The 20075-nt window shown below is 61.8% G+C and carries 19 protein-coding genes; 8 read left to right on the top strand and 11 right to left on the bottom strand.

From position 1 onward, the window contains the following. The first annotated feature begins 51 nt into the window (after positions 1-51). Positions 52-3132 carry an excinuclease ABC subunit UvrA gene (gene uvrA / locus RBJ75_RS05625; RefSeq protein ID WP_044406495.1) on the top strand — a complete coding sequence of 1027 codons (3081 nt, stop codon included), beginning with the start codon at positions 52-54 and terminating at the stop codon, positions 3130-3132. Between the two features lie 3 nt (positions 3133-3135). On the opposite strand, the gene RBJ75_RS05630 is transcribed toward uvrA, so the two are convergent. From RBJ75_RS05630 to RBJ75_RS05645, 4 genes are all read right to left on the bottom strand, one after another. Beyond that, a complete protein-coding gene (locus RBJ75_RS05630) occupies positions 3136-5058 on the bottom strand; it encodes an ATP-binding protein (protein WP_044406494.1) in 1923 nt (640 codons plus the stop codon). Then, the gene (locus RBJ75_RS05635; RefSeq protein ID WP_044406493.1) at positions 5045-5566 is read right to left on the bottom strand and encodes an ABC-three component system middle component 5; all 522 of its coding nucleotides are present in this window, start codon (positions 5564-5566) and stop codon (positions 5045-5047) included. Before RBJ75_RS05635 ends, RBJ75_RS05630 begins: the two co-directional genes overlap by 14 nt. Continuing rightward, entirely contained in the window at positions 5563-6123 is a 561-nt protein-coding gene (locus tag RBJ75_RS05640; protein WP_044406492.1) for an ABC-three component system protein, read from the bottom strand. Before RBJ75_RS05640 ends, RBJ75_RS05635 begins: the two co-directional genes overlap by 4 nt. 344 nt (positions 6124-6467) lie before the next feature. Further along, on the bottom strand, positions 6468-6695 hold the full coding sequence (locus RBJ75_RS05645; protein ID WP_044406489.1) for a DUF433 domain-containing protein: 228 nt from the start codon (positions 6693-6695) through the stop codon (positions 6468-6470). 436 nt (positions 6696-7131) lie between these two features. On the opposite strand from RBJ75_RS05645, the gene RBJ75_RS05650 reads away from it, so the two are divergent. Both RBJ75_RS05650 and RBJ75_RS05655 read left to right on the top strand, forming a co-directional pair. Beyond that, positions 7132-7617: a lysozyme inhibitor LprI family protein gene (locus RBJ75_RS05650; protein WP_044406486.1), complete on the top strand. Its 486-nt coding sequence runs from the start codon at positions 7132-7134 to the stop codon at positions 7615-7617. Positions 7618-8368: 751 nt separating this feature from the next. Continuing rightward, positions 8369-9145, top strand: coding sequence for an ion transporter (locus tag RBJ75_RS05655; protein ID WP_044409681.1), 777 nt, complete (start codon positions 8369-8371; stop codon positions 9143-9145). Positions 9146-9204: 59 nt separating this feature from the next. On the opposite strand, the gene RBJ75_RS05660 is transcribed toward RBJ75_RS05655, so the two are convergent. The 3 genes from RBJ75_RS05660 to RBJ75_RS05670 form a co-directional block, all read right to left on the bottom strand. Next, positions 9205-11466, bottom strand: coding sequence for a PAN domain-containing protein (locus RBJ75_RS05660; protein WP_044409684.1), 2262 nt, complete (start codon positions 11464-11466; stop codon positions 9205-9207). 75 nt (positions 11467-11541) lie between these two features. Continuing rightward, positions 11542-11925, bottom strand: coding sequence for a hypothetical protein (locus RBJ75_RS05665; protein WP_044409687.1), 384 nt, complete (start codon positions 11923-11925; stop codon positions 11542-11544). A 434-nt stretch (positions 11926-12359) separates the two neighbouring features. Continuing rightward, positions 12360-12488 carry a hypothetical protein gene (locus RBJ75_RS05670; protein ID WP_276156263.1) on the bottom strand — a complete coding sequence of 43 codons (129 nt, stop codon included), beginning with the start codon at positions 12486-12488 and terminating at the stop codon, positions 12360-12362. A gap of 173 nt (positions 12489-12661) precedes the next feature. On the opposite strand from RBJ75_RS05670, the gene RBJ75_RS05675 reads away from it, so the two are divergent. After that, positions 12662-13171, top strand: a complete 510-nt coding sequence (locus RBJ75_RS05675) for a DUF3828 domain-containing protein (protein ID WP_044409690.1) — start codon at positions 12662-12664, stop codon at positions 13169-13171. Positions 13172-13268: 97 nt separating this feature from the next. Next, positions 13269-13553 (top strand): GNAT family N-acetyltransferase, encoded by a 285-nt coding sequence (locus tag RBJ75_RS05680; protein WP_044409692.1) that lies wholly within the window; start codon positions 13269-13271, stop codon positions 13551-13553. A 104-nt stretch (positions 13554-13657) separates the two neighbouring features. On the opposite strand, the gene RBJ75_RS05685 is transcribed toward RBJ75_RS05680, so the two are convergent. Further along, positions 13658-14047, bottom strand: a complete 390-nt coding sequence (locus tag RBJ75_RS05685) for a DUF3597 domain-containing protein (RefSeq protein ID WP_044409695.1) — start codon at positions 14045-14047, stop codon at positions 13658-13660. A 421-nt stretch (positions 14048-14468) separates the two neighbouring features. Between RBJ75_RS05685 and RBJ75_RS05690 the strand changes: the two genes are divergently transcribed. From RBJ75_RS05690 to trmFO, 3 genes are all read left to right on the top strand, one after another. Continuing rightward, complete coding sequence (locus tag RBJ75_RS05690; RefSeq protein WP_080900987.1) at positions 14469-15437, top strand: DUF2189 domain-containing protein; 969 nt, start codon at positions 14469-14471, stop codon at positions 15435-15437. 458 nt (positions 15438-15895) lie between these two features. Next, positions 15896-16048: a DUF1127 domain-containing protein gene (locus tag RBJ75_RS05695; protein WP_080900988.1), complete on the top strand. Its 153-nt coding sequence runs from the start codon at positions 15896-15898 to the stop codon at positions 16046-16048. Between the two features lie 145 nt (positions 16049-16193). Continuing rightward, on the top strand, positions 16194-17627 hold the full coding sequence (gene trmFO / locus RBJ75_RS05700) for a methylenetetrahydrofolate--tRNA-(uracil(54)-C(5))-methyltransferase (FADH(2)-oxidizing) TrmFO (protein ID WP_044409698.1): 1434 nt from the start codon (positions 16194-16196) through the stop codon (positions 17625-17627). Positions 17628-17810: 183 nt separating this feature from the next. Here the strand turns inward: trmFO and RBJ75_RS05705 are convergent, their stop codons facing one another. The 3 genes from RBJ75_RS05705 to secF are packed head-to-tail and all read right to left on the bottom strand — an operon-like array spanning position 17811 to position 20061. Then, entirely contained in the window at positions 17811-18671 is an 861-nt protein-coding gene (locus tag RBJ75_RS05705; protein ID WP_044409701.1) for a phytoene/squalene synthase family protein, read from the bottom strand. Then, complete coding sequence (locus tag RBJ75_RS05710) at positions 18668-19051, bottom strand: Mth938-like domain-containing protein (protein ID WP_052628894.1); 384 nt, start codon at positions 19049-19051, stop codon at positions 18668-18670. The genes RBJ75_RS05705 and RBJ75_RS05710 overlap by 4 nt, the downstream gene beginning before the upstream one ends. Positions 19052-19053: 2 nt before the next feature. Continuing rightward, positions 19054-20061 carry a protein translocase subunit SecF gene (secF, locus tag RBJ75_RS05715; protein WP_044409708.1) on the bottom strand — a complete coding sequence of 336 codons (1008 nt, stop codon included), beginning with the start codon at positions 20059-20061 and terminating at the stop codon, positions 19054-19056. Between the last annotated feature and the right edge of the window lie 14 nt (positions 20062-20075).

Genomic DNA, 20075 nt, shown 5'->3' on the forward strand with positions numbered 1-20075 from the left:
TATCCGGCGATGCGCCCGAATGCGGCGCGTCGTTCGCGTCTGGGAATTCTCATGGACGAAATCATCAAGGCGAAGCGGCAGGCCACTGCGTTGCGCGCGATCACCATCCGCGGCGCCCGCGAGCACAATCTCAAAAATGTCGATCTGGAGATCCCGCGCGACAAGCTCGTGGTGTTCACCGGCCTGTCCGGCTCCGGCAAATCCTCGCTGGCCTTCGACACCATCTATGCCGAGGGCCAGCGCCGCTACGTCGAATCGCTGTCGGCCTATGCCAGGCAATTCCTCGAAATGATGCAGAAGCCCGACGTCGACCAGATCGACGGGCTGTCGCCGGCGATCTCGATCGAACAGAAGACCACCTCGAAGAATCCGCGCTCCACGGTCGGTACCGTCACCGAGATCTACGATTACATGCGCCTCTTGTGGGCCCGCGTCGGCGTGCCCTATTCGCCCGCCACCGGCCTGCCGATCGAAAGCCAGACCGTATCCATGATGGTCGATCGGGTGCTGGCGCTGCCGGAGGGCACAAGGCTCTATCTGCTGGCGCCGGTGGTGCGCGGCCGCAAGGGCGAATACCGCAAGGAACTGGCGGAATGGCTGAAGAAGGGCTTCCAGCGGGTCAAGATCGACGGCGCCTTCCATGAGCTGGCCGAGGCGCCGGTGCTGGACAAGAAATTCCCCCACGACATCGACGTCGTGGTCGACCGCATCGTGGTCCGCCCCGATATCGGCCAGCGCCTGGCCGAAAGCTTCGAGACCGCGCTGAAACTCGCCGAGGGCCTCGCGGTGATCGAATATGCCGACGCGCCGGCGGCTCTTGCTTCACCTCCCCCTGGAGGGGGGAGGTCGACCGCGAAGCGGTCGGGAGGGGGTGAAGCCGCGAGTGCTGCGCACCCCACCCCGGCGCTGCGCGCCGACCCTCCCCCTCAAGGGGAGGGTAACAAGAAGAAGGTCGCCAAGATCCACGACAAGACCGGCGCCGAACGCATCCTGTTTTCGGAGAAATTCGCCTGCCCGGTGTCCGGCTTCACCATTCCGGAGATCGAGCCGCGACTTTTCTCCTTCAACAATCCCTATGGCGCCTGCCCGGCCTGTGGCGGGCTCGGCATCGAGCAGCATATCGACGCCGATCTGGTGATCCCCGACAAGGAGTTGACGCTGCGCAAGGGCGCGATCGCCCCCTGGGCGAAATCGTCGTCGCCCTATTACATCCAGACCCTGACGGCGCTGGCGAAATTCTACAAATTCACCCTCGACACCAAGTGGAAGGACCTGCCCAAGAAAACTCAGAACGCCCTGCTCCATGGCTCCGGCGATGACGAGATCAAATTCTCCTATCAGGACGGTGTGCGCTCTTACGACACCAAGAAGCCGTTCGAGGGCGTCGTCACCAATATCGATCGGCGCTTTCACGAGACCGAAAGCGAATGGGCGCGCGAGGAGCTCGGCAAATATTTCTCCGACGTGCCCTGCGAGGCCTGCCACGGCTTCCGGCTGAAGCCCGAGGCGCTCAGCGTCAAGATCGGCGGCAAGCATATCGGCGAGGTCTCCGAACTGTCGGTGCGCCGCGCCGGCGAATGGTTCGAGGCGGTGCCGAAGGCGCTGAACAAGCAGCAGAACGAAATCGCCGTCCGCATCCTCAAGGAGATCCGCGACCGGCTCTCCTTCCTGCTCGATGTCGGCCTCAACTATCTGACGCTGGCGCGCGCCGCCGGCACATTGAGCGGCGGCGAGAGCCAGCGGATTCGGCTGGCCTCGCAGATCGGCTCGGGCCTCACTGGCGTGCTCTATGTGCTGGACGAGCCCTCGATCGGCCTGCACCAGCGCGACAACGCCCGCCTGCTGGATACGCTGCGCCGGCTGCGCGACCTCGGCAATACGGTGATCGTGGTCGAGCATGACGAGGACGCGGTGCTGGCGGCGGACTATGTCGTCGATGTCGGCCCCGGCGCCGGCACCCATGGCGGCCATATCGTGGCGCAGGGCACGCCGCGCGAGGTGATGGCCAATCCGAAATCGCTGACCGGAAAATATCTCACCGGCGAATTGTTCGTGCCGGTGCCGGATCGGCGGCCGCCGAACCATCGCCGCACCATCAAGGTGATCAACGCCCGCGGCAACAATCTGAAAAACGTCTCGGCCGAAATCCCGCTCGGCCTGTTCACCTGCATCACCGGCGTCTCGGGCGGCGGCAAGTCGACGCTCTTGATCGACACGCTGTACAAGGCGATCGCGCGCAAACTCAACAATGCCAGCGAGGGCGCCGCCCCGCACGACCGCATCGAAGGCCTGGAGCATATCGACAAGATCATCGATATCGATCAGTCCCCGATCGGCCGCACCCCGCGCTCCAACCCCGCGACCTACACCGGCGCCTTCACGCCGATCCGCGAATGGTTCGCCGGCCTGCCGGAATCGAAAGCGCGCGGCTACGAGCCCGGCCGCTTCTCCTTCAACGTCAAGGGCGGCCGCTGCGAGGCCTGCCAGGGCGACGGCGTCATCAAGATCGAGATGCACTTCCTGCCCGACGTCTACGTCACCTGCGACACTTGCAAGGGCAAGCGCTACAACCGCGAAACGCTCGAGGTGCTGTTCAAGGGCAAGTCGATCGCCGACGTGCTCGACATGACGGTGGAAGAAGCCGCCGAATTCTTCAAGGCGGTGCCGCGCGTGCGCGAGACCTTCAAGACTCTGCACCGCGTTGGCCTCGACTACATCCATGTCGGCCAGCAGGCCACGACGCTGTCCGGCGGCGAAGCCCAGCGCGTCAAGCTGGCGAAAGAACTCAGCAAGCGCGCCACCGGCCGCACCCTCTACATCCTCGACGAGCCGACCACCGGCCTGCACTTCCACGACGTCGCCAAGCTCCTGGAAGTGCTGCACGAGCTGGTGGCGCAGGGCAATTCCGTGGTGGTGATCGAGCACAATCTCGAAGTCATCAAGACCGCCGACTGGGTGATCGACCTCGGCCCCGAAGGCGGCGACGGCGGCGGCGAAATCGTCGCCTGGGGCCCCCCGGAGGATATCGTCAAGGCGCCGCGGAGCTACACGGGCAAGTTTCTGGCGCCGGTGCTGGCGAAGGCGGCGGGCGCGGCGAAGAAGAAGCGGAAGGCGGATGCGGCGGCGGAGTGATGCTCACGTCGCAATATTTAATGTGGGATCATCGCGTGTTGAAAATTTACCAACGGTGAATTGCTCGTGGTCCAGATCGGGAGAAATCATTGCCGTCGCGTAGATGATTTGGTGTTCGACCTTGGCACTCTCGGAGATGCGTAATATCTGATTTTGGAAATTGTGACTTCGCTCAGGCTCCATTCCCTTATCCTCTATCGTGTCGATCATTACGAAGCGTGGATGGCGGAATAGAGGGTCTTTGGTCGCTGCAGAAAAGAAGCCGAGGAAGAAGCTACTCTTCAGGACAACGCGCGAGCTGGCAGAAAAATAGGAATGCCCATCTACGCTTATCTTATTGGATGCAAAATCGAACTGAATAGATTGCGCTGCTTCGAACGTATCCTGACGGCGCAGATCATTGTGAAGTAGCTCACGTATTTCATCAGCAATGATCGTATAGGCCTGACTTTTTCGCTTTTCTTGCGATGCCTTTAGGCGATCTGTGTCTGTTTTAAGTCGGTTGATCGTGTCGTTTAACTCGTCCTTCCTGCTGGATAGTTGGTCAATCAGGCCAATGATTTCGGCCTTCTGATTCAGGTCTTCTAGCTGTCGATCTAGGTAACCCGTCTGTCGGTGGAGACTGCGTAGAGCTTCTCGCGCTTCGCTGGATGGAAGTCGTTGCAAAGTAACGAGCCGATCTGACGCGGCCTTCCATTCGCGCTCAAGCATAAGAAGTTTGCGATTCAGATCCCCTGTTCGACTTTCTCGATTCTGTTGCAGTAGCCTCGACTGCTTTAGCTGGAGGGCCACGTCATTGATCATTGCGACGATACGCGCTTTCAACCGTTCGGTGTCAAACGGTGATTTGCAGAGATGGCATATATGTCGATCCAATCTTTCGTCGGCCTCGATCGTTGCGTAGCATGCCGGACATGTTTCGAACTTCACGTCTCCCAGATGCGATGCAACGGATGAGGAGTCGTTTAACGCAGTAAGCTTGTTTTCGAGGGCAGATATAAAGGCGCTCGAATCTGCGATCGATAAATTGAGTGCGTCGCGCTCTTGGCGGACTGTGCCAAGCGCAATCTGTAAGCGCTGCACATCGTCATAAACAGCCTGCTGATTCCTTAGGGTTAACTCGTCTTGGGCTGATTGGGTGAAAAGAGCTTCCTCGGCGGCGTCAATTTTCGCCTGAATGGCGACTGCATCTTGTTCCAGTGATCGCCGCTGCTCAGCTATCCAGTCCAGTGTTAGGCTGTGACCCGTCTTCCCTAAAACAGAGAAAAGACTCTTCAGTTCGCCGCTTTTCGCGTCAAATTCGCGCGTCAACTCTCGAATCTTAACCTCGTTATCGTAGATGGCCGCCTCGTAAGCCCCGCAGAGCAGTCGGCCAATCGCGTCCCGGAGTTGTGGTGGATCGAAGCGGCTTTCAAATCGAAAGAGATCCTCCACGGGGCTCAGTTGATCTGCATATAACAACCTCAGGATTTGATGGATCGTCAAATTGCCAGAAACGTCTGCGGCGACCTCTGGGATCCCTAAGAGGCGAAATAAGGCCTGAGAGAAACTTTCAAAGTTGGCAGAGCGCCGATATGGATAGCGCAGCCAATCGGCATGAGGAGCAAACTTCGCGCTCTCATAGTCGCCACCGAAAATCTCCATCGGTTGACCGGCTTGGCTAGAAATGTCGCGACTTAGAGTGGCCGGATTGCCGTTGATGCGGACTTCAACGACTACACGTGAACACAGCAAGGCCGTCTCGCTCCAAGCTGCCAAGTCGCCGCCAAGGCCGTAAAATATGAAGTTGAGAATTGTGGATTTTCCAGACGAATTCTCACCGCGTATGACGTTCACGCCCTGGTGAAACGTCTCATCGTAGGCGATGAACGAGTTACGCTCGACTACGAGGCGCGTAACCAAAAGCGTGGGCTCATACCGGATCATAGCGATACTCCAGAAGCCCAGTTCGATCTTTCAGACCATCCTTTCCTAAGAGCGTGTAGGTCGATCCCAGCACGGACAGAAAGTTGATGAGATTGGAATCAGCTTGATTGACATCGCTAATTCGTTCGGCGATCCGTAATGGCGGCTCCTTGACCATCGTCATCACTTCGCCCATCGACCAACGTTCGCGAGCTATGAAGTTTTGATCCGCCAATGTGTCCAAGGCCGCAATTTGCATGGGCTCCATACGCGAAAATAGGATGCGGTCCTCTGGTTGTTCACCATAGGGCTTTGAGGCGGCATATGCCTTGGAGAGAGATTTATACTTTCGGTCCTGAGGTTTGAGACGGATGCCTTCGATTCGGAAGGGAAAGAGGAGATAAAAATCCAGCATCCGAGCGAGGTCACGGGGAACGGGGCCAATGCACTCAAAGACATCGCGTAGCCGCAGAAATCGGAATATGGCGTGGAAGGGGTCGAGGGCTGGTTCAAAGGTCAGCTGAATCATTTGTGCCACCGGATAAAGCACTGTTCCGCGAGCCAATAGATCATGCCCATCGCCGTGCTATGATTGATGGTGAAAACTGCTCCTCCACACTCGCCCACGGTAGGAACTACGATGTGTTCTTTCACGATTTGATTAATCTGAATCCTGGTCAGCAACTCGATCTGAGGATGGACGAACTGATTGAATTCATAGTCTGTCTTAGCCAAAAGGTATGCGAATATTTCTTGGGCCGAGGCATAAAGCGACCACTTCTCTAGTAGCTTTGCGAACAGCTCCTTCTTTTCTAGTGCGTCATAATATTCATCGTCGCGGTTCCCGGCCTTAAGCTTGGCCTCCAGACCGTCAATTCCATCCCTAGAGCGGCGCGTATGGAAATGAGCCAAGGCCTCGACGGTGTGGCGGATCTGGCAATTTTGCTCAATTTCGGCCTGCAACTTGGTCAGCAATTCCTCAACGACGCCAAGCCTACGATCCCCATGAAAGTGGTTCTCAATCTTATCCCTGCCGACAATATCGCCGTCCGCTGAAGCATCGCGTTGATCGACGAAAGGTCCCATGATTAAAAGCCAGTTGGAATTAGTCGCGACGTGTAGTGGTGGTCGTCGTTTTGTCTCGGCCCACGAGATCCCCACCTGCGGATGATCTGCGCTGATCAACGTTATTACCGCTGCCGCTAACCCGAATCTTACGAGTTATCCGGAGAGTTAGCAGTGACCCTCCAACTGCACCGCCCACCAAGCCACCTAGGAAACTCCATATTTCAGATGCGTGATTTGTTAAAAGGTCGCCCATTGCCCAACCGATTCGTTAAATAATTTAGAGTGTCGCCATGATGCACTCATGCCCCGGAGCAAGCAAGAGTTCTCCAGCATCTGTCTGCGCAGCCGCGGGTTGCAGATGCTCATTCCGCCGCGATGATCGGATGGTTCGCCTGCCGCGCGGCGAAGGCCAGCACAGCGTCAATGTCGGCATTCTCCAGATAGGGATAGTCGCGCAGGATTTCGTCGCGCGACGCGCCCGCGGAAAGCTGGCCGAGAATGTCGGCGACGCTGATCCGTAGGCCGCGAATGCAGGGGCGGCCGTGGAGCACGTCCGGATCGATCATGATGCGCGAGAGCAGGTCCGACATCGAACACCTCTAAACCAAATACAGCATTTGTCGGCGTGGTTGTCAGCCGGGCCCGGCAGAGCCCAGTCCGCCGGCCTCACCCGCTTCGCGATCTCCGCGCCCTTCTCCCGCTCCACCACGCGGATGCCGTATGAGATGCCGTGGGTTTCGCTGCGCTCAACCCACGCCACCAGCCTGCTTCCACGGACAGGTGAACCAATGCAGGGGCATTGACGACCAAGGTTGCATGGACGGTGGAAAATCTCCGCAGTCCGGGCAAGGTGAATTGCATGGCATTGATGAAAGAGGTCGTCATCCAAACGCCATTGCCCCACGTTTCCCCTCACACCAGCCGTCCGGTTCTACCGCCACGTCCGTCTGACCGTCTCGCCGGGCCTCATTCGCTCGCGCCGGTGTTGCGTTCCATATTGTCGATGCGCCGACCGGAGATCCCCCAATGAAGCTCAAACTTGCCGTCGTGATGCTCGCCGCAAGCCTGCCGCTCGCATCGATGGCGTTGGCCCAGGGCGCCCCGCGAGCCGACGTTGCGGTGATCGATGCCTGTCTGCAGACCGCGGAGGAAACCGGCGGTTTCGGCGGCGCGTGCGTCGGGCTCGTCGCCGACCCCTGTATCAAAGCCGCAGAGGGCGCAAATGACGACGTCGCCAAATGGAAAGCCTGCGCGGCGCGCGAACTCGCCATCTGGACGCAGAAGACCAAAGCTGCGCTCAAGCAGGTTCAGGCCGGCGGGTTCGCCGACGTGACCCAGGCGGTCAAGGAATCCGAGAAAAATTTCGCCGCGTCGCGTGATCGGTTCTGCACGGCCTTCGACAAGATCGAGCCCGGCATGTACCGGGGAAGCGCGAGCTACTGCCGCCTGCGCGAAACCGCGAACCGCGCGCTAAGCCTGATCAAGCTCGGCGCCGCGGTCAACGAGCACTGATCCCTTTGGCGAGCGCGCAGCGCGTAGGATGGGTTGAGCGCTTGCGAAACCCATGCTGCGCAAGCAAACGTAGCAAGCATCAGCGCAGCGACATGCGGGGTTTGGTGGCGCGACGCGGTCCCGCCTATCGCTGCGCTCATGCGGGCTACCGCGCCCCACCAATCGATCTCATCAAAAATCCTGTTTGACAAATCGTCACCATTGATTATATTCCTAGTCGTCCTGTCCGTGAGGGGCGCTGCTCGAGGGCGCTTGGCAAGCGGGACAGAGCGGCGGCCTGGGCAACCAGGCGGGCCGCTGCCCGGCGTAGCCATTTGGCGAAGCCGGGTCGACGCGGCGTCCCGCGCCGGCGTCTCGCAAGCGCCGCCCGGGAGGCTTGGGGTCCCCGTCCGAGCCCACTACGAGGCTCTGCGACTTGTTAGTTCGCTGGACGCGGGGCGGGTGAACGGCGGGAAACCGTCGGGATCAGGCGGTGCAAAGCATCGCGCCCGTCCCCGGAAGCACGGGCCTGAGGCCGAAAATCGCCGCGGTGGGCGCGCCGATCGGGCGACGCGCGGTCGGCTTCGTCGAAGCGGATCGCGAGACACCACCACACCCAGCGCCGGACGGCGCGCCCCCGCCCCTCCTCGCGCAGGGGGTGCAAAACTCGGACTCGATCGAGTCGCGAGATGGCGCAGGCCTGTCCGGAACGGCTTTTGGCGCATCGGGATTTGCCATTGCGGCGGCGGCGCGAAACAGGCCTATTGGCACCATGACGTTGCAGAATCTCACAGCCACCATCCGCGAACTCTATGAAGGCGCCAGTTCGCGCGGCGTCGTATTCCGCTATGCGCTGCTCGGCTTCGACATCGTCACCGTGCTGTTCATCGTCGGCACCTCGTTCCTGCCGTCGCACGACACCGTGGAGGCGCTGGATCTGGTGTTCGGGGCGCTGATCCTGATCGATTTCGCCGCGCGGATGCTGATCAGCCGGCAGCGCTGGCGCGAATTCACCAAGCTGGCGACCTGGACCGATGTGGTGGCGATCATCTCGTTCCTGGCGCCTTTGGCCGGCGAAGGCGGCGGCTTCCTGCGCATCCTGCGCACGCTGCGGGCACTGCGCGACTATCAGATGCTGGTGCGGCTGCGCTCGGACAGCCAGTTCTTCCGGCGCAACGAGGAAGTCATCATCGCCGTCACCAATCTGGCGGTATTCATTTTCGTGATGACGGCGATCGTCTACGAGACCCAGAAATTCCGCAACGGGCAGATCGGCAATTATGCCGACGCGCTGTATTTCACCGTCACCGCGCTGACCACGACCGGCTTCGGCGACATCACCCTGCCCGGCACAACGGGGCGGCTGATCAGCGTGGTGATCATGATCTTCGGCGTCACGCTGTTCTTCAATCTCGCCCGCGCTTTGCTGAGCCCCAGCAAGGTGCGGTTTCCCTGCCCGGTCTGCGGCCTGCAGCGCCACGATTCCGACGCGGTGCATTGCAAGGCCTGCGGCACCCTGATCAATATTCCCGACGAGGGGCTGGATTAGCCGCGGATCGGTCCGGCGTTGCGCGCCGTGGATCAGCGGCCATGATCAACGGCCTTGGGTCAATTGCATGACCGCTGCGTCTTCACGGCAGACACGGCATCAACGCCCTTCTCCCGATTGCTGGTGGTGCTGAATTTCAGGCACAGCTTGGCGACCTTCATGAAACTATACGCCACGCAGGCGCGGTCCGACCCGCAGGAGATCTCGCAGGCTCGCGGCGACGGCACGGAAAACGCCGGCTGTCCCTCGCCGGTAAGCAAGCTGTTGTTATACGCGCAAAACCGTTCGGTGGCGGGGACGCTGCCGGGCGTCTGCTGGTCGGCGCGGATCATCGTCACCGAATGCGGATCGAGCGTCAGGGGAATGACGGTGTCCTTGAGATAGCAGGAATTATTCCAGCGGTCGAAGCTTACCGCAACGCAGTCGCGACGCGCCCGGCATCGTGCCTCGCACTCGCCCTGGCTCGTGTCGCGAAGCATCAGCAGGGATCCAGCCTCGATAATGTCGCCGCCGTCCATGTCGCGGTTGGCGATCGCCATGAAGCTGTTGCGACGGGCCAATTGCGCCAGTTCGCTCGATGTCTCAGTCTTGAATTTGCAGACCACGCAGGTCCGCAGATACGCCTGAAGGCGCGCGGGATCGCCGCGCGCGGCCTGGTAGGACGTCTTTTCCCGCCCGATCACGGAGATCCGGCGTTCGGCCTCCGCCTTCGCCGCGTCGGACCGGCAACTGCGGATACAATGCGTCAGGAGGGCTTCGTCGTAACCGCCCAGCGTCAGCTGCGTCAATTCGATTTGCGACGTCAGCTCCGCCGAGTCGCGTTGAGACGTCGGCGCTTCGGGTTGAGGCAGCGGTGTCGCCGGTTGTGACGCAACCTGCGTCGGCTGCTTGCTGGGGAGTGCATTCGCCGCCGGCAAGATCGGCGGGTCGGGCGGCTGCGGCGTCCGGTTGCCGAAGACGATCCACGCCGCAGCGAGCAAGGCTCCGGAAAACGCTATGGCGGACGGCACAAGCATTCGCCCCGGCCATCGACCACGCCGCGCGCCATCCGATCCCGGGTCTTCCTGAACCTGCGCCGGCGGCTGTTTCGCACTGTCATCCGCCGTCTTGACCGCCGAAGGTTCTGACTCGGGAGGCGGCGCGCCGGATCCCTGCTTCGTCTCCGCGGCGATCGGTGGTGGCGCCTGGGCGGCCGGCGTCTCGGCGAAACCGGGCGGGGTCGCTCTGCCGATCGCGCTTTGCTTAGAGTCCTCGCAATTCAGCACCATCAGCCGGGTCACGATTCGGCCTCGGGCGACGGAGGCCTGATAATCGCGCAGATGCTGCTCCAGCGCCGGCGCGCTCATCCGATCGATCTGCCGCTCCAACAGCAATCGGGCGAGCGGCGCGAAGGTGCCGTCGGGAAATTTCGCCAGGAAGTCCTCGAGCAGCACCGCAGGACAATCATCCGAATTCGAGATGCTCTTCCAATACAAGTGCTCGCTTGCCTTCTGGTCCGGGCTGGAAAGCCAGCCGCCGCCGACCGAGGCCTGGGCGACATAGGCACGGTTGACGAAAAACGCCAGCCGTGTGAGGTCTCCCGGATCGTCGCTCAAATTGGTCAATTTCGGAACCGGCGCGTCGGGACCCAGACGGTCGCGCGTCATCCGCACGATCTCGTCTTTCACATCGAGCCAGGACAGCATCGGCGAATGGCTCTTGTGGTAAACTCCCTCTTTGAGACAGCGGACCAACGCGCCTGTGAACAGCGATAGCCTATCGTCCTTTTTGGCCAGCGCGACGCCGCGACTGCCGGATGAGCTAAGTACCGCGGTGCCGCTCTGGGTTGCCTCAGTCAGGCTGCGATCGATCAGCGCCTCTGTGCAGCCGGCATCCATGGTTTCCTGAAGCTCGGCCACGGCCGTTCCCGAGAAGCAACAATCCAACACGAAATAGACGCGCTTCTGCGCAGCGTTCACCTGCAGATCCCGGATCAATCCCACGATATCGAGCAAAGAGCCGTTCCGGCGGTCGCGTCTGCTGGAGCGCAGGAATATCCGGTAGTCGCCTTCGCGGCGGCCGACGTCGCCATGACCGCAGTAGTAGACGACGTAATCGTGCTTGTCCTGGGCGACAAAATCGTGGATGCGGATTTCCACTTCGCCGGGATTGAGCGGCTGATCGAACAGGTTGAGAACCTCGACCTCGCGATCCGCGACGATCGTCGGATCCGCCAGAATACTTGCCACCTCGCGGGCCGAATTGGCGAACCGCTCGTTGAACAGCTCAGGATGGAATTCATAGGTACTCGCACCAAAAACAACGACCCCCAATTTTGACATGGTCGAATGCTCCCGGGTTGATGGCTTGTATGTCTGGCGTCCTTGCTCTGATAAGTACCTGAATCGATAGATTAGCTACGACCGCTCGGGTCCGGCGACGTCGTCACGAGGTTTCGCCAGGCTGACCTGCAATGCGTTCGCGATGATCTCTGGGTCGATTTTCGACGCCGGGAATTTGGACGTGCCATGCTCCGTGACGATGACGATCGTGCTGTTGTGCTTTGTCACGATTTCGTAGATGCAATTGGCAAAGCAGGCGATGTAGCCAAGTCCGCCGAGAGCATGCGCGACCGCATCGAGGTTGACCGAAAGAATGCTGCCAAGGTCCATGTTCTCTGGCGATGACCGCTTGAGAGCCATGGCGTTTTGTGGGATTCCGTTCCTCTGCAGCAGGAGCTCGAGCTCCTTCGCGAGGAAACTGGCATCTGCGCTATCTCTTTCAGCAAAGGAAAGATCCATTTCCGCCCCCTGCAATTGTTTTATTGAAACGCGATGAGACTAATAACTCTGAGACTAATAGCTCTCCGGCAAGGCATCAAGTAACTATCCGCGCCACAGCGCCCCTCAGTTTCGATTGGCGGCCCATTGCGCGTGTCTGCGTGTCGAACAGCATCGGCCGCGCCGGCAATTGCAAAGGGCAGCAATGTTGCCCTTGTTGCTACGCCGTGCCGGAGCGAGGCCGTGATACGTGCCGGTCATCCGCAGCGGCCTCGTCGGACGGATCAACCGATGATCAGATTACGTCATCGCCGGTGCCGACGGTGTATCGGATTGGACAGCGCGGCGCGGCGACGCTGTGAGGCAAGATGCGCTTTGCAACAGGTCCGGGGCGCAACGTGGCAGCCTGTTGGCGCGCCGCCGCAGCGCCTGGCCGGATGTCGCGGCGTGGAGCACTAGCGCAGCCCGGTGCCCTTGCAGCGCTGGCACTTCACCACCTTGTCGCCCTTCTTCAACAGGCCCTTGCCCTCGCAGTTCTTGCACTTTTGCTTCTTCTTGACGTTGGGGCCTTTTTCGTTGGCCATGGCGGTCTCCAATCGGTGAAGTGAGGGCATCGTTGCGAACGCCGTCGCTGTTGGGGCTGTGGCACGACGCGTGGCGATGTCATAGCATCAATTGTCGCTGGCGCGCGCCAATCGGGCGTACCGGATGGCGTGGATGGCGTGAATCGATCGAGATCACCAAATTGAGGTCTATTATGCTCACCCGACGAAGCTTTGCCGCCGGCGCACTTGTCGCCGTGACCCTGCCGGCGCTGGCCGCGCCGATCGCAGCCGATCCGGTGGCGATCCTCAACGCCATCTATGCCCGCGTCGCGCATGGCAAGGGCGAGGATGGCGGCTTCGTCACTGCCAAGCCGACCCGCGCGAAATATCTGTCGAAATCGCTGGTGGCGCTGTGGGCCAAGGCCGAGGTCCGAACGCCGAAGGACGAGGCCGGGCCGATCGATTTCGATCCGGTGACCAATTCGCAGGATCCCGACGTGACGTCCTTTGACATCGTCGCCGAGAAGCAGGATTCCGGCAGCGCCACCCTCGCGGTGACGTTGACGGGCGCGCGAACGTCCCGCGAAAACCGCGCCGACAATGTGGTGCGCTATGACTTCACACGCGACGGCGGCCATTGGCGCATCGACGACATCCGCTCCACCGTCGACGGCAAGCCATGGTCGCTGCGCGACCTGCTCACGACATCTTTGAAACGCTGAGGCGTGACACGGTTGACGCTGCCGGCGTCATTGGCTCTAAGGTCCGACCGATGCGAGGCCGCGTACCGGCCCCAAGCCAGATAGGAGCCGAACAGCCATGCCCAATGCCACTTCGCAGGTGAGCGACAACAAGGCACAGCAACGCTTCGAATTGGCAGTCGAGGGCAGCATGGTCTTTGCAAAGTATCGCCGCGACGGCGACAAGGTGATCATCACCCACACCGAAACCCCGCCGAGCCTACGCGGCCGCGGCCTCGCCTCGCAGCTGATCGAAGGCGCATTGGCGCTGATCCGCGCCGAGAAGCTCAAGGTGGTGGCGGATTGCAGTTTCGTCGTCGATTATCTCGAAACCCATCCTGAATACGCCGATCTGGTCGGCTGAGCGAGCGGCGACCGCGGCCGCGCGGCGGCATGAAAAAGGCCCCGAGATGCCGGGGCCTTTGATGTGTCGCACGAGCCGGCTGGGCGGGGTGGCGCCTGATCGGGTTAGTGCGCGATCTCCGGCGGCAGCTTGCCGCCATTGGCGGCGAGCTTGGCCATCATCTGCTTGTGCAGCCAGATGTTCATCGTGGCGGAATCGCTGGTGTCACCGGTGTAGCCGAGCTCCTTCGCCAGTTCCTTGCGGGCCGACAGGCTGGAATCGACATCAAGCGCCTTCATCAGGTCGACGATCGAGGTGCGCCATTCCAGCTTCTCGCCCTTGGCGGCGACGGCCTTGTCAAGGATCGGCGCGACGTCGACGGTCTGCGCCGGCGCGCCGGCTGCGGGAGCCGAACCGCCTGCGGGGGCTGCGCCGCCGGCCGGGCTGGCGCCGGGCGTCGCGGCTTCGGCATGGCTGCCAAAAATCGCACCCATCATCTTGCTAAAAATGCTCATTGAATTCTCCAGTGCGTGGAAACGGAGTTAAGGAATCGGGTCGGCGTGAAGGTGACTCGGCACTATCAATCGGCGGGACCGATCGGGCAACACAGCCGAGCTTAGCCGGCGATAACGCCAATAGCCAAATAAGGTTGCAACGCCATCCTCGCCGTGGCGTTTGCTGCGATGCAAGCGCCTAACGCTCGTCATGCCCCGCCGGACCCAACAAGGGCGGACCGCCCCGCCGCGACATATCGCCTCTCACCGAAGCGTGAGCAACCGCATCGGCCATTCAGCGTTAGGCTGAGCTAACAGGTCGCGGCATGTCCAGTTTGTCGGTTTGCTTTCGCGTCTGGCTTGATCGTGATCGTTTCCGCAAAGGACCAGCCTCCGCTCCGATCGGCGAAGGACTCAAGGTCCACCACGAGGGAGAACGACCATGGCGACCCCATATTCTTCTGCCGAGAGCGAGTTTCTTCATTCCGCCGCGCGCCCACGGCATCAAGATGATGCCCCTAGAGACGCGGATGTTGCGGCGCAGCAAATAGCGCCTCCGGTTCCGGCGCCGGTGGTCCGCCACATCACACTATCGGATCTGCGCGACGCGCTGCGGCGCGGCTGGGACGATTTCAAGGCGGTGCCGAGCCACGCCATCATGCTTTGCGTGATCTATCCGGTCGTCGGTCTGGCGCTGGCGCGCGCCGCGTTCGGCTATTCGGTGCTGCCGCTGCTGTTCCCGCTCGCCGCGGGATTCGCCCTGCTCGGCCCGTTCGCTGCGCTGGGGCTCTACGAGCTCAGTCGCCGCCGGGAGACCGGCGAAGACACCTCCGCCTGGCACGCGGTCGAGGTGCTGCGTTCGCCCTCGTTCGGCGCGATGCTGGGACTGGGGGCGATCCTGCTGGCGATCTTCGTGGTCTGGATCGCGGTGGCGCAGTCGGTCTATGTGTCGACCTTCGGCAACGCGCCGGCCGCCGCGATGCCGGATTTCATCCAAAGGGTGCTGACCACGCCGGAAGGCTGGAGCCTGATTGTGATCGGCTGCGGCGCCGGCTTCCTGTTCGCGGTGGCCGCGCTTTGCCTCAGCGTGGTGTCGTTCCCGATGATGCTCGACCGCCGCGCCGGCATGGCCGAAGCGGTGATGACCTCGCTGCGCGCCGTGGCCCGCAATCCGCTGCAGATGGCCGCCTGGGGCCTGATCGTGGCGGCATTCCTCATCCTCGGCTCGTTGCCGGCGTTTCTCGGGCTGGCGGTGGTGATTCCGCTGCTGGGCCACGCCACCTGGCACCTCTACCGCAAGGTGGTGGAGCCCAACCCGAATCCGCCGGTGATTCCCCCCGCGACCAAGATCAAGCGCTCCGCTGCGGATTTTCCTGCCGCCTTGTTCCAGTGGAAGAGCGATAAGAAGTAGCCCCCGGGCCGCGCGTCAGCCCCCGCCATCTTTAGCTCGGGTCTGCCGCGCGCCCATCGTGCTGCGATGCAACAGGTCACTGCACTGAATAATAATTCATATGGCTTCGCATGCGCTCCGCACATGCGAAACTCTCTTATCTATTGTTCAGAAAAGCCAAGCTAAACGTTCGCCCTGGTCTCTACGGCAAAAGACCAACGATGCCGGCTGGCCAAATATTGGCATTATACTGCCAAATCGGCGGATATTCGGCAGTTGAGAGGCAATGGCAATGAATGCCGATGGGTGAGCGCGCCCAACACGGATACAGAAAGCGTTACTCATTCCTTGGGGAAGCTATGCAATGAAGGTCGAGCTGCAGTGCAGCATTTGATGTGCATATCAGCATGAGATTGGCGTATATCCATTTCAACGATTCATCTCGGGCAAGAGATGAATCTGATCTAAGGAGACTTCCCATGTTGCTTTCGCTCATCCGCGCTTTCCGCTCTTTCCGGGATTATCAGCGCAACGTCAGTGAGCTGTCCCAGCTCAGCGATCGCGAACTCGCCGATATTGGCCTCGACCGCTCGGACATTCCGCGCGTTGCGTCCGGTCATTACAACGGCTGATCCCATCAGCACCGACTTGTTCACGGATGTCGCCCGCTTCGCAGCGGGCGCTGTCGTATCAGGGCCTTGCTTCTCGCCATTTTAGGCGGCCGGCCCCACAGCGATACGGATTTCGCCCGGCGCAAAAACGCGCTAGCAGTGGCGCATGATCAACATATCGCAATCGACCCCCATCCATATCATCGGCGCCGGCCTCGCCGGCTCGGAAGCCGCCTGGCAGATCGCCAATGCCGGCCAGCGCGTGGTGCTGCATGAGATGCGCCCCGTCCGGATGACCGAGGCGCATCGCACCGACGGCCTCGCCGAACTGGTGTGTTCCAATTCATTTCGCTCCGACGACGCCGCCAATAATGCGGTGGGGCTGCTGCATGCCGAGATGCGCCGACTGGGCTCGCTGGTGATGCGCGCCGCCGACGCCAATCAGGTGCCGGCGGGCGGCGCGCTGGCGGTGGATCGCGACGGCTTCTCCGCCGCCGTCACCAAGGCGCTGACCGAGCATCCGCTGATCGAGATCAGCCGCGACGAGGTCGCCGGGCTGCCGCCGGCTGATTGGGACAATGTCATCATCGCGACCGGCCCGCTCACCTCGGCGCCGCTGGCCGAGGCGATCCACGAACTCTCGGGCGAAGACGCGCTGGCGTTTTTCGATGCGATCGCGCCGATCGTCCACAAGGACTCGATCGACATGTCGGTGGCGTGGTTTCAGTCGCGCTACGACAAGGTCGGGCCCGGCGGCACCGGCGCCGACTACATCAATTGCCCGATGACCGAGGCGCAGTATCACGGCTTCATCGAAGCGCTGCTGGAAGGCGACAAAATCGACTTCAAGGAGTGGGAGACCAACACGCCGTATTTCGACGGCTGCCTGCCGATCGAGGTGATGGCCGAGCGCGGCCACGAGACGCTGCGGTTCGGCCCGATGAAGCCGGTCGGGCTGACCAATCCGAACGATCCGCAGGTCAAGGCCTATGCGATCGTGCAGCTGCGTCAGGACAACAAACTGGGCACGCTCTACAACATGGTGGGTTTCCAGACCAAATTGAAGCACGGCGCGCAGACGCGGATTTTCCGCAGCATTCCGGGCCTGGAGAACGCCGAATTCGCGCGGCTCGGCGGGCTGCACCGCAATACGTTCCTGAACTCGCCGAAACTGCTCGATGCGCAATTGCGGTTGCGGGCGCAGCCGCGGCTGCGCTTCGCCGGACAGATGACGGGCTGCGAGGGCTATGTCGAATCCGCCTCGATCGGGCTGATCGCCGGGCTCTATGCCGCCGCGGAAGCGCGCGGCACGCAACTTGCGCCGCCGCCAGCGACCACCGCGCTCGGCGCCCTGCTCGGCCACATCACCGGCGGCCATCTCGAGACCATCGATGCCGGGCCGCGCTCGTTCCAGCCGATGAACGTCAATTTCGGACTGTTTCCACCGCTCGCGCAAGCGCCGACCAAAGATGCTGACGGCAAGCGGCTGCGCGGCACCGACAAGACCGTCGCCAAGAAACAGGCGATGAGCGCGCGGGCGCTATCCGACATGGATTCATGGATCGCCGACAATGTGAAGAAGGTCGCCGACGCGGCCTAATCGGGGCTCCGCGTCAGAGCGATGCATTGCCCAACCATGCGGCGCGTCATTCCAGGGCGCGAGGCCGCAGGCCGAGCGAACCCGGAATCTTGCTGAATGGTTTGGCGCTGAGGCTTTAACCGCGAGATTCCGGGTTCGCTCGCCGCTTACGCGGCTCGCGCCCCGGAATGACCGGGTATGATTTCAACGAAACACGCGGGATCTCGACCCGCGCCACAGCGTCCACAGCGTCGCCAGCCGCGAGCGCTGATATGGCGCGAACAGTTTGGTGTCGGCGCGTCCCAGCCGCGCCAGGTCGCGCCGCACCAGCGCCAGTGGCAGGAACGCCGGCCTAGCCGCGGCCGGAATGTCCGCCAGCAAGGTCAGCGCCGCATCGAGATGCGTCTGCGCCGTGCCGCAGAGTTCGTTGAGCGCCGTGCGCAGCGTCGGCGTCTCGGTGCCCGCATAGGCTTCGGCCTCGCCGCTGCCGTGGCTCTGCAGCACTTGCAGCGGCACGAATAATTGCCGCCGTGCGGAGTCGAACGGCAGATTGGCGATCACTTGGGCGATGCCCTGGGCCAGGCCGGCATGGCGGGCGGCGTGATCAATCAGCGGCGAGCGTTGTCCCAGAATTTGTGCCGCCAGGGCGAACAGCGTCGCGACGGTATCGTCGAGATGCGTCTCGAGCGCCGTCAGGCTCGGCATCGGATCGTTATACAGATCGAACAGATGCGCCTCGATCAGCCGCGCCAGCGGCGCCACCGGCAGCGCATGGGATTTGATCGCGCGTTGGAGTTCGACGGCAACCGGATTGCCCTCGACCCCGCCATGCGAGGTGCCGGCCAGCATGTCGCTCCACCATTGCAGCCGGAGCTCGCCTGGTAGCGGCAGGCTCACCTGCTCGCGCACCCGGACGATCTCGACATTGAAGGCGTATAGCGCCAGTAGCGCGCGGCGGCTCGCCGGATCGACGAACAGCGTCGCAGCGTAGCGGTCGAAATCATGGTTGCGCACCAGTTCGGCGCAGAATGCGGCGGCGGCCGATTCGGATCCCGCGTCGCTCATGGCACCGCGATCAGAGCGGCGGCGACCCGCCGGCGTTCGCCGATCATGATGTTGTAGGTGCGGATCGCCGGGCCGGTCTGCATCGGATCCATCACGACGCCGACAGCGCGCAGCGCCTCGCGCAGACGCGGCGTTGGCCGCCAGATCCCGTTCCCGGTGCCGATGATCAGCGTATCGATCTTGGCGGCGGCGTCGAACACCCGCGCCAACGACGTCCGGTCGATCTGCTCAGGGCTGGCCACCGGCCAGGCCCAAACCGCGTCGGGCAGAAACAGCAGCGAGCCCTGATGCGACATCTCGTCGAAATAGAAACCGCCCTTGCCATAGGCCTCGATCGACGCCGATCTGGGAAGATGCGGGGTGTCGGGGCCTAGCGCCAAGGTCAGCCTTTTTTCGACGGCTTGTCCGAGCCGTCCTCGCGGTGCGCACCGACACCGAGATAGATCAGGATCGGGGCTGCGATGAAGATCGAGGTGTAGGTGCCGACCAGCACCACGCCGAACATCATCACCGCGGTAAAGCTGTGGATGGCATTGCCGCCGAACAGCAGCAGCGCCAGCAGTGCCAACGTCACCGTGACGTGAGTGATGATCGAACGCGACAGCGTCGAATTGATCGATTCATTGAGCAATTCCGGCATCGGCATTTTCTTGTAGCGCCGCAGCATCTCGCGGATCCGGTCGTAGATCACTACGGTATCGTTCAAGGAATAGCCGAGAATCGTCAACAGCGCGGCGATCGAGGTCAGATCGAATTCGACCTGGGTGATCGACATGAAGCCGATCGTCAGCACGATGTCGTGGACGTTGGAAATCATCGCCCCGAGCGCGAATTGCCATTCGAAGCGGAACCAGAGGTAAACCAGAATACCGAAGATCGCCAGCATCAGGCCGAGCATGCCGTAGGCCAGCAATTCGCTGGAGACCCGCGGGCCGACCACTTCGACGCGGCGGTAAATGACATTGTCGCCGAGCGCGCCGCGAACCTTCTGCACCGCTTCCTGCTGCGCGGCGTCGCCGCCGGGCTGTTCGGCAACCCGGATCAGCACCTCGGCGGGCCCGCCGAATTGCTGCAGCTGCACGTCGCCGAGCCCCAGCCCGCTGAGCGTTTTGCGCATCCCGGGAATATCGGCATCGCCGGTCTTGGCCTTGACCTCGAGCAGCGTGCCGCCCTTGAAATCGATGCCGAAATTCAGCCCGTGGGTGAAGAACAGCGTAATCGCCAGGATCGACAGCAGCGCCGAGATCGGGAAGCTGATACGGCGAAACTGAGTGAAGTCGAAATGCGTATCATCGGGGACGATGCGCAGCGACGGCAGCCAGCCCATGATGCTGACCACCGTCAGCGCCACGACCACGATACCCAGCCCAATCAATATCCAGTGAGTCACAGCCGGTTCTTTCG

The sequence above is a fragment of the Rhodopseudomonas sp. BAL398 genome, from assembly GCF_033001325.1.
Classification (GTDB): domain Bacteria; phylum Pseudomonadota; class Alphaproteobacteria; order Rhizobiales; family Xanthobacteraceae; genus JARJEH01.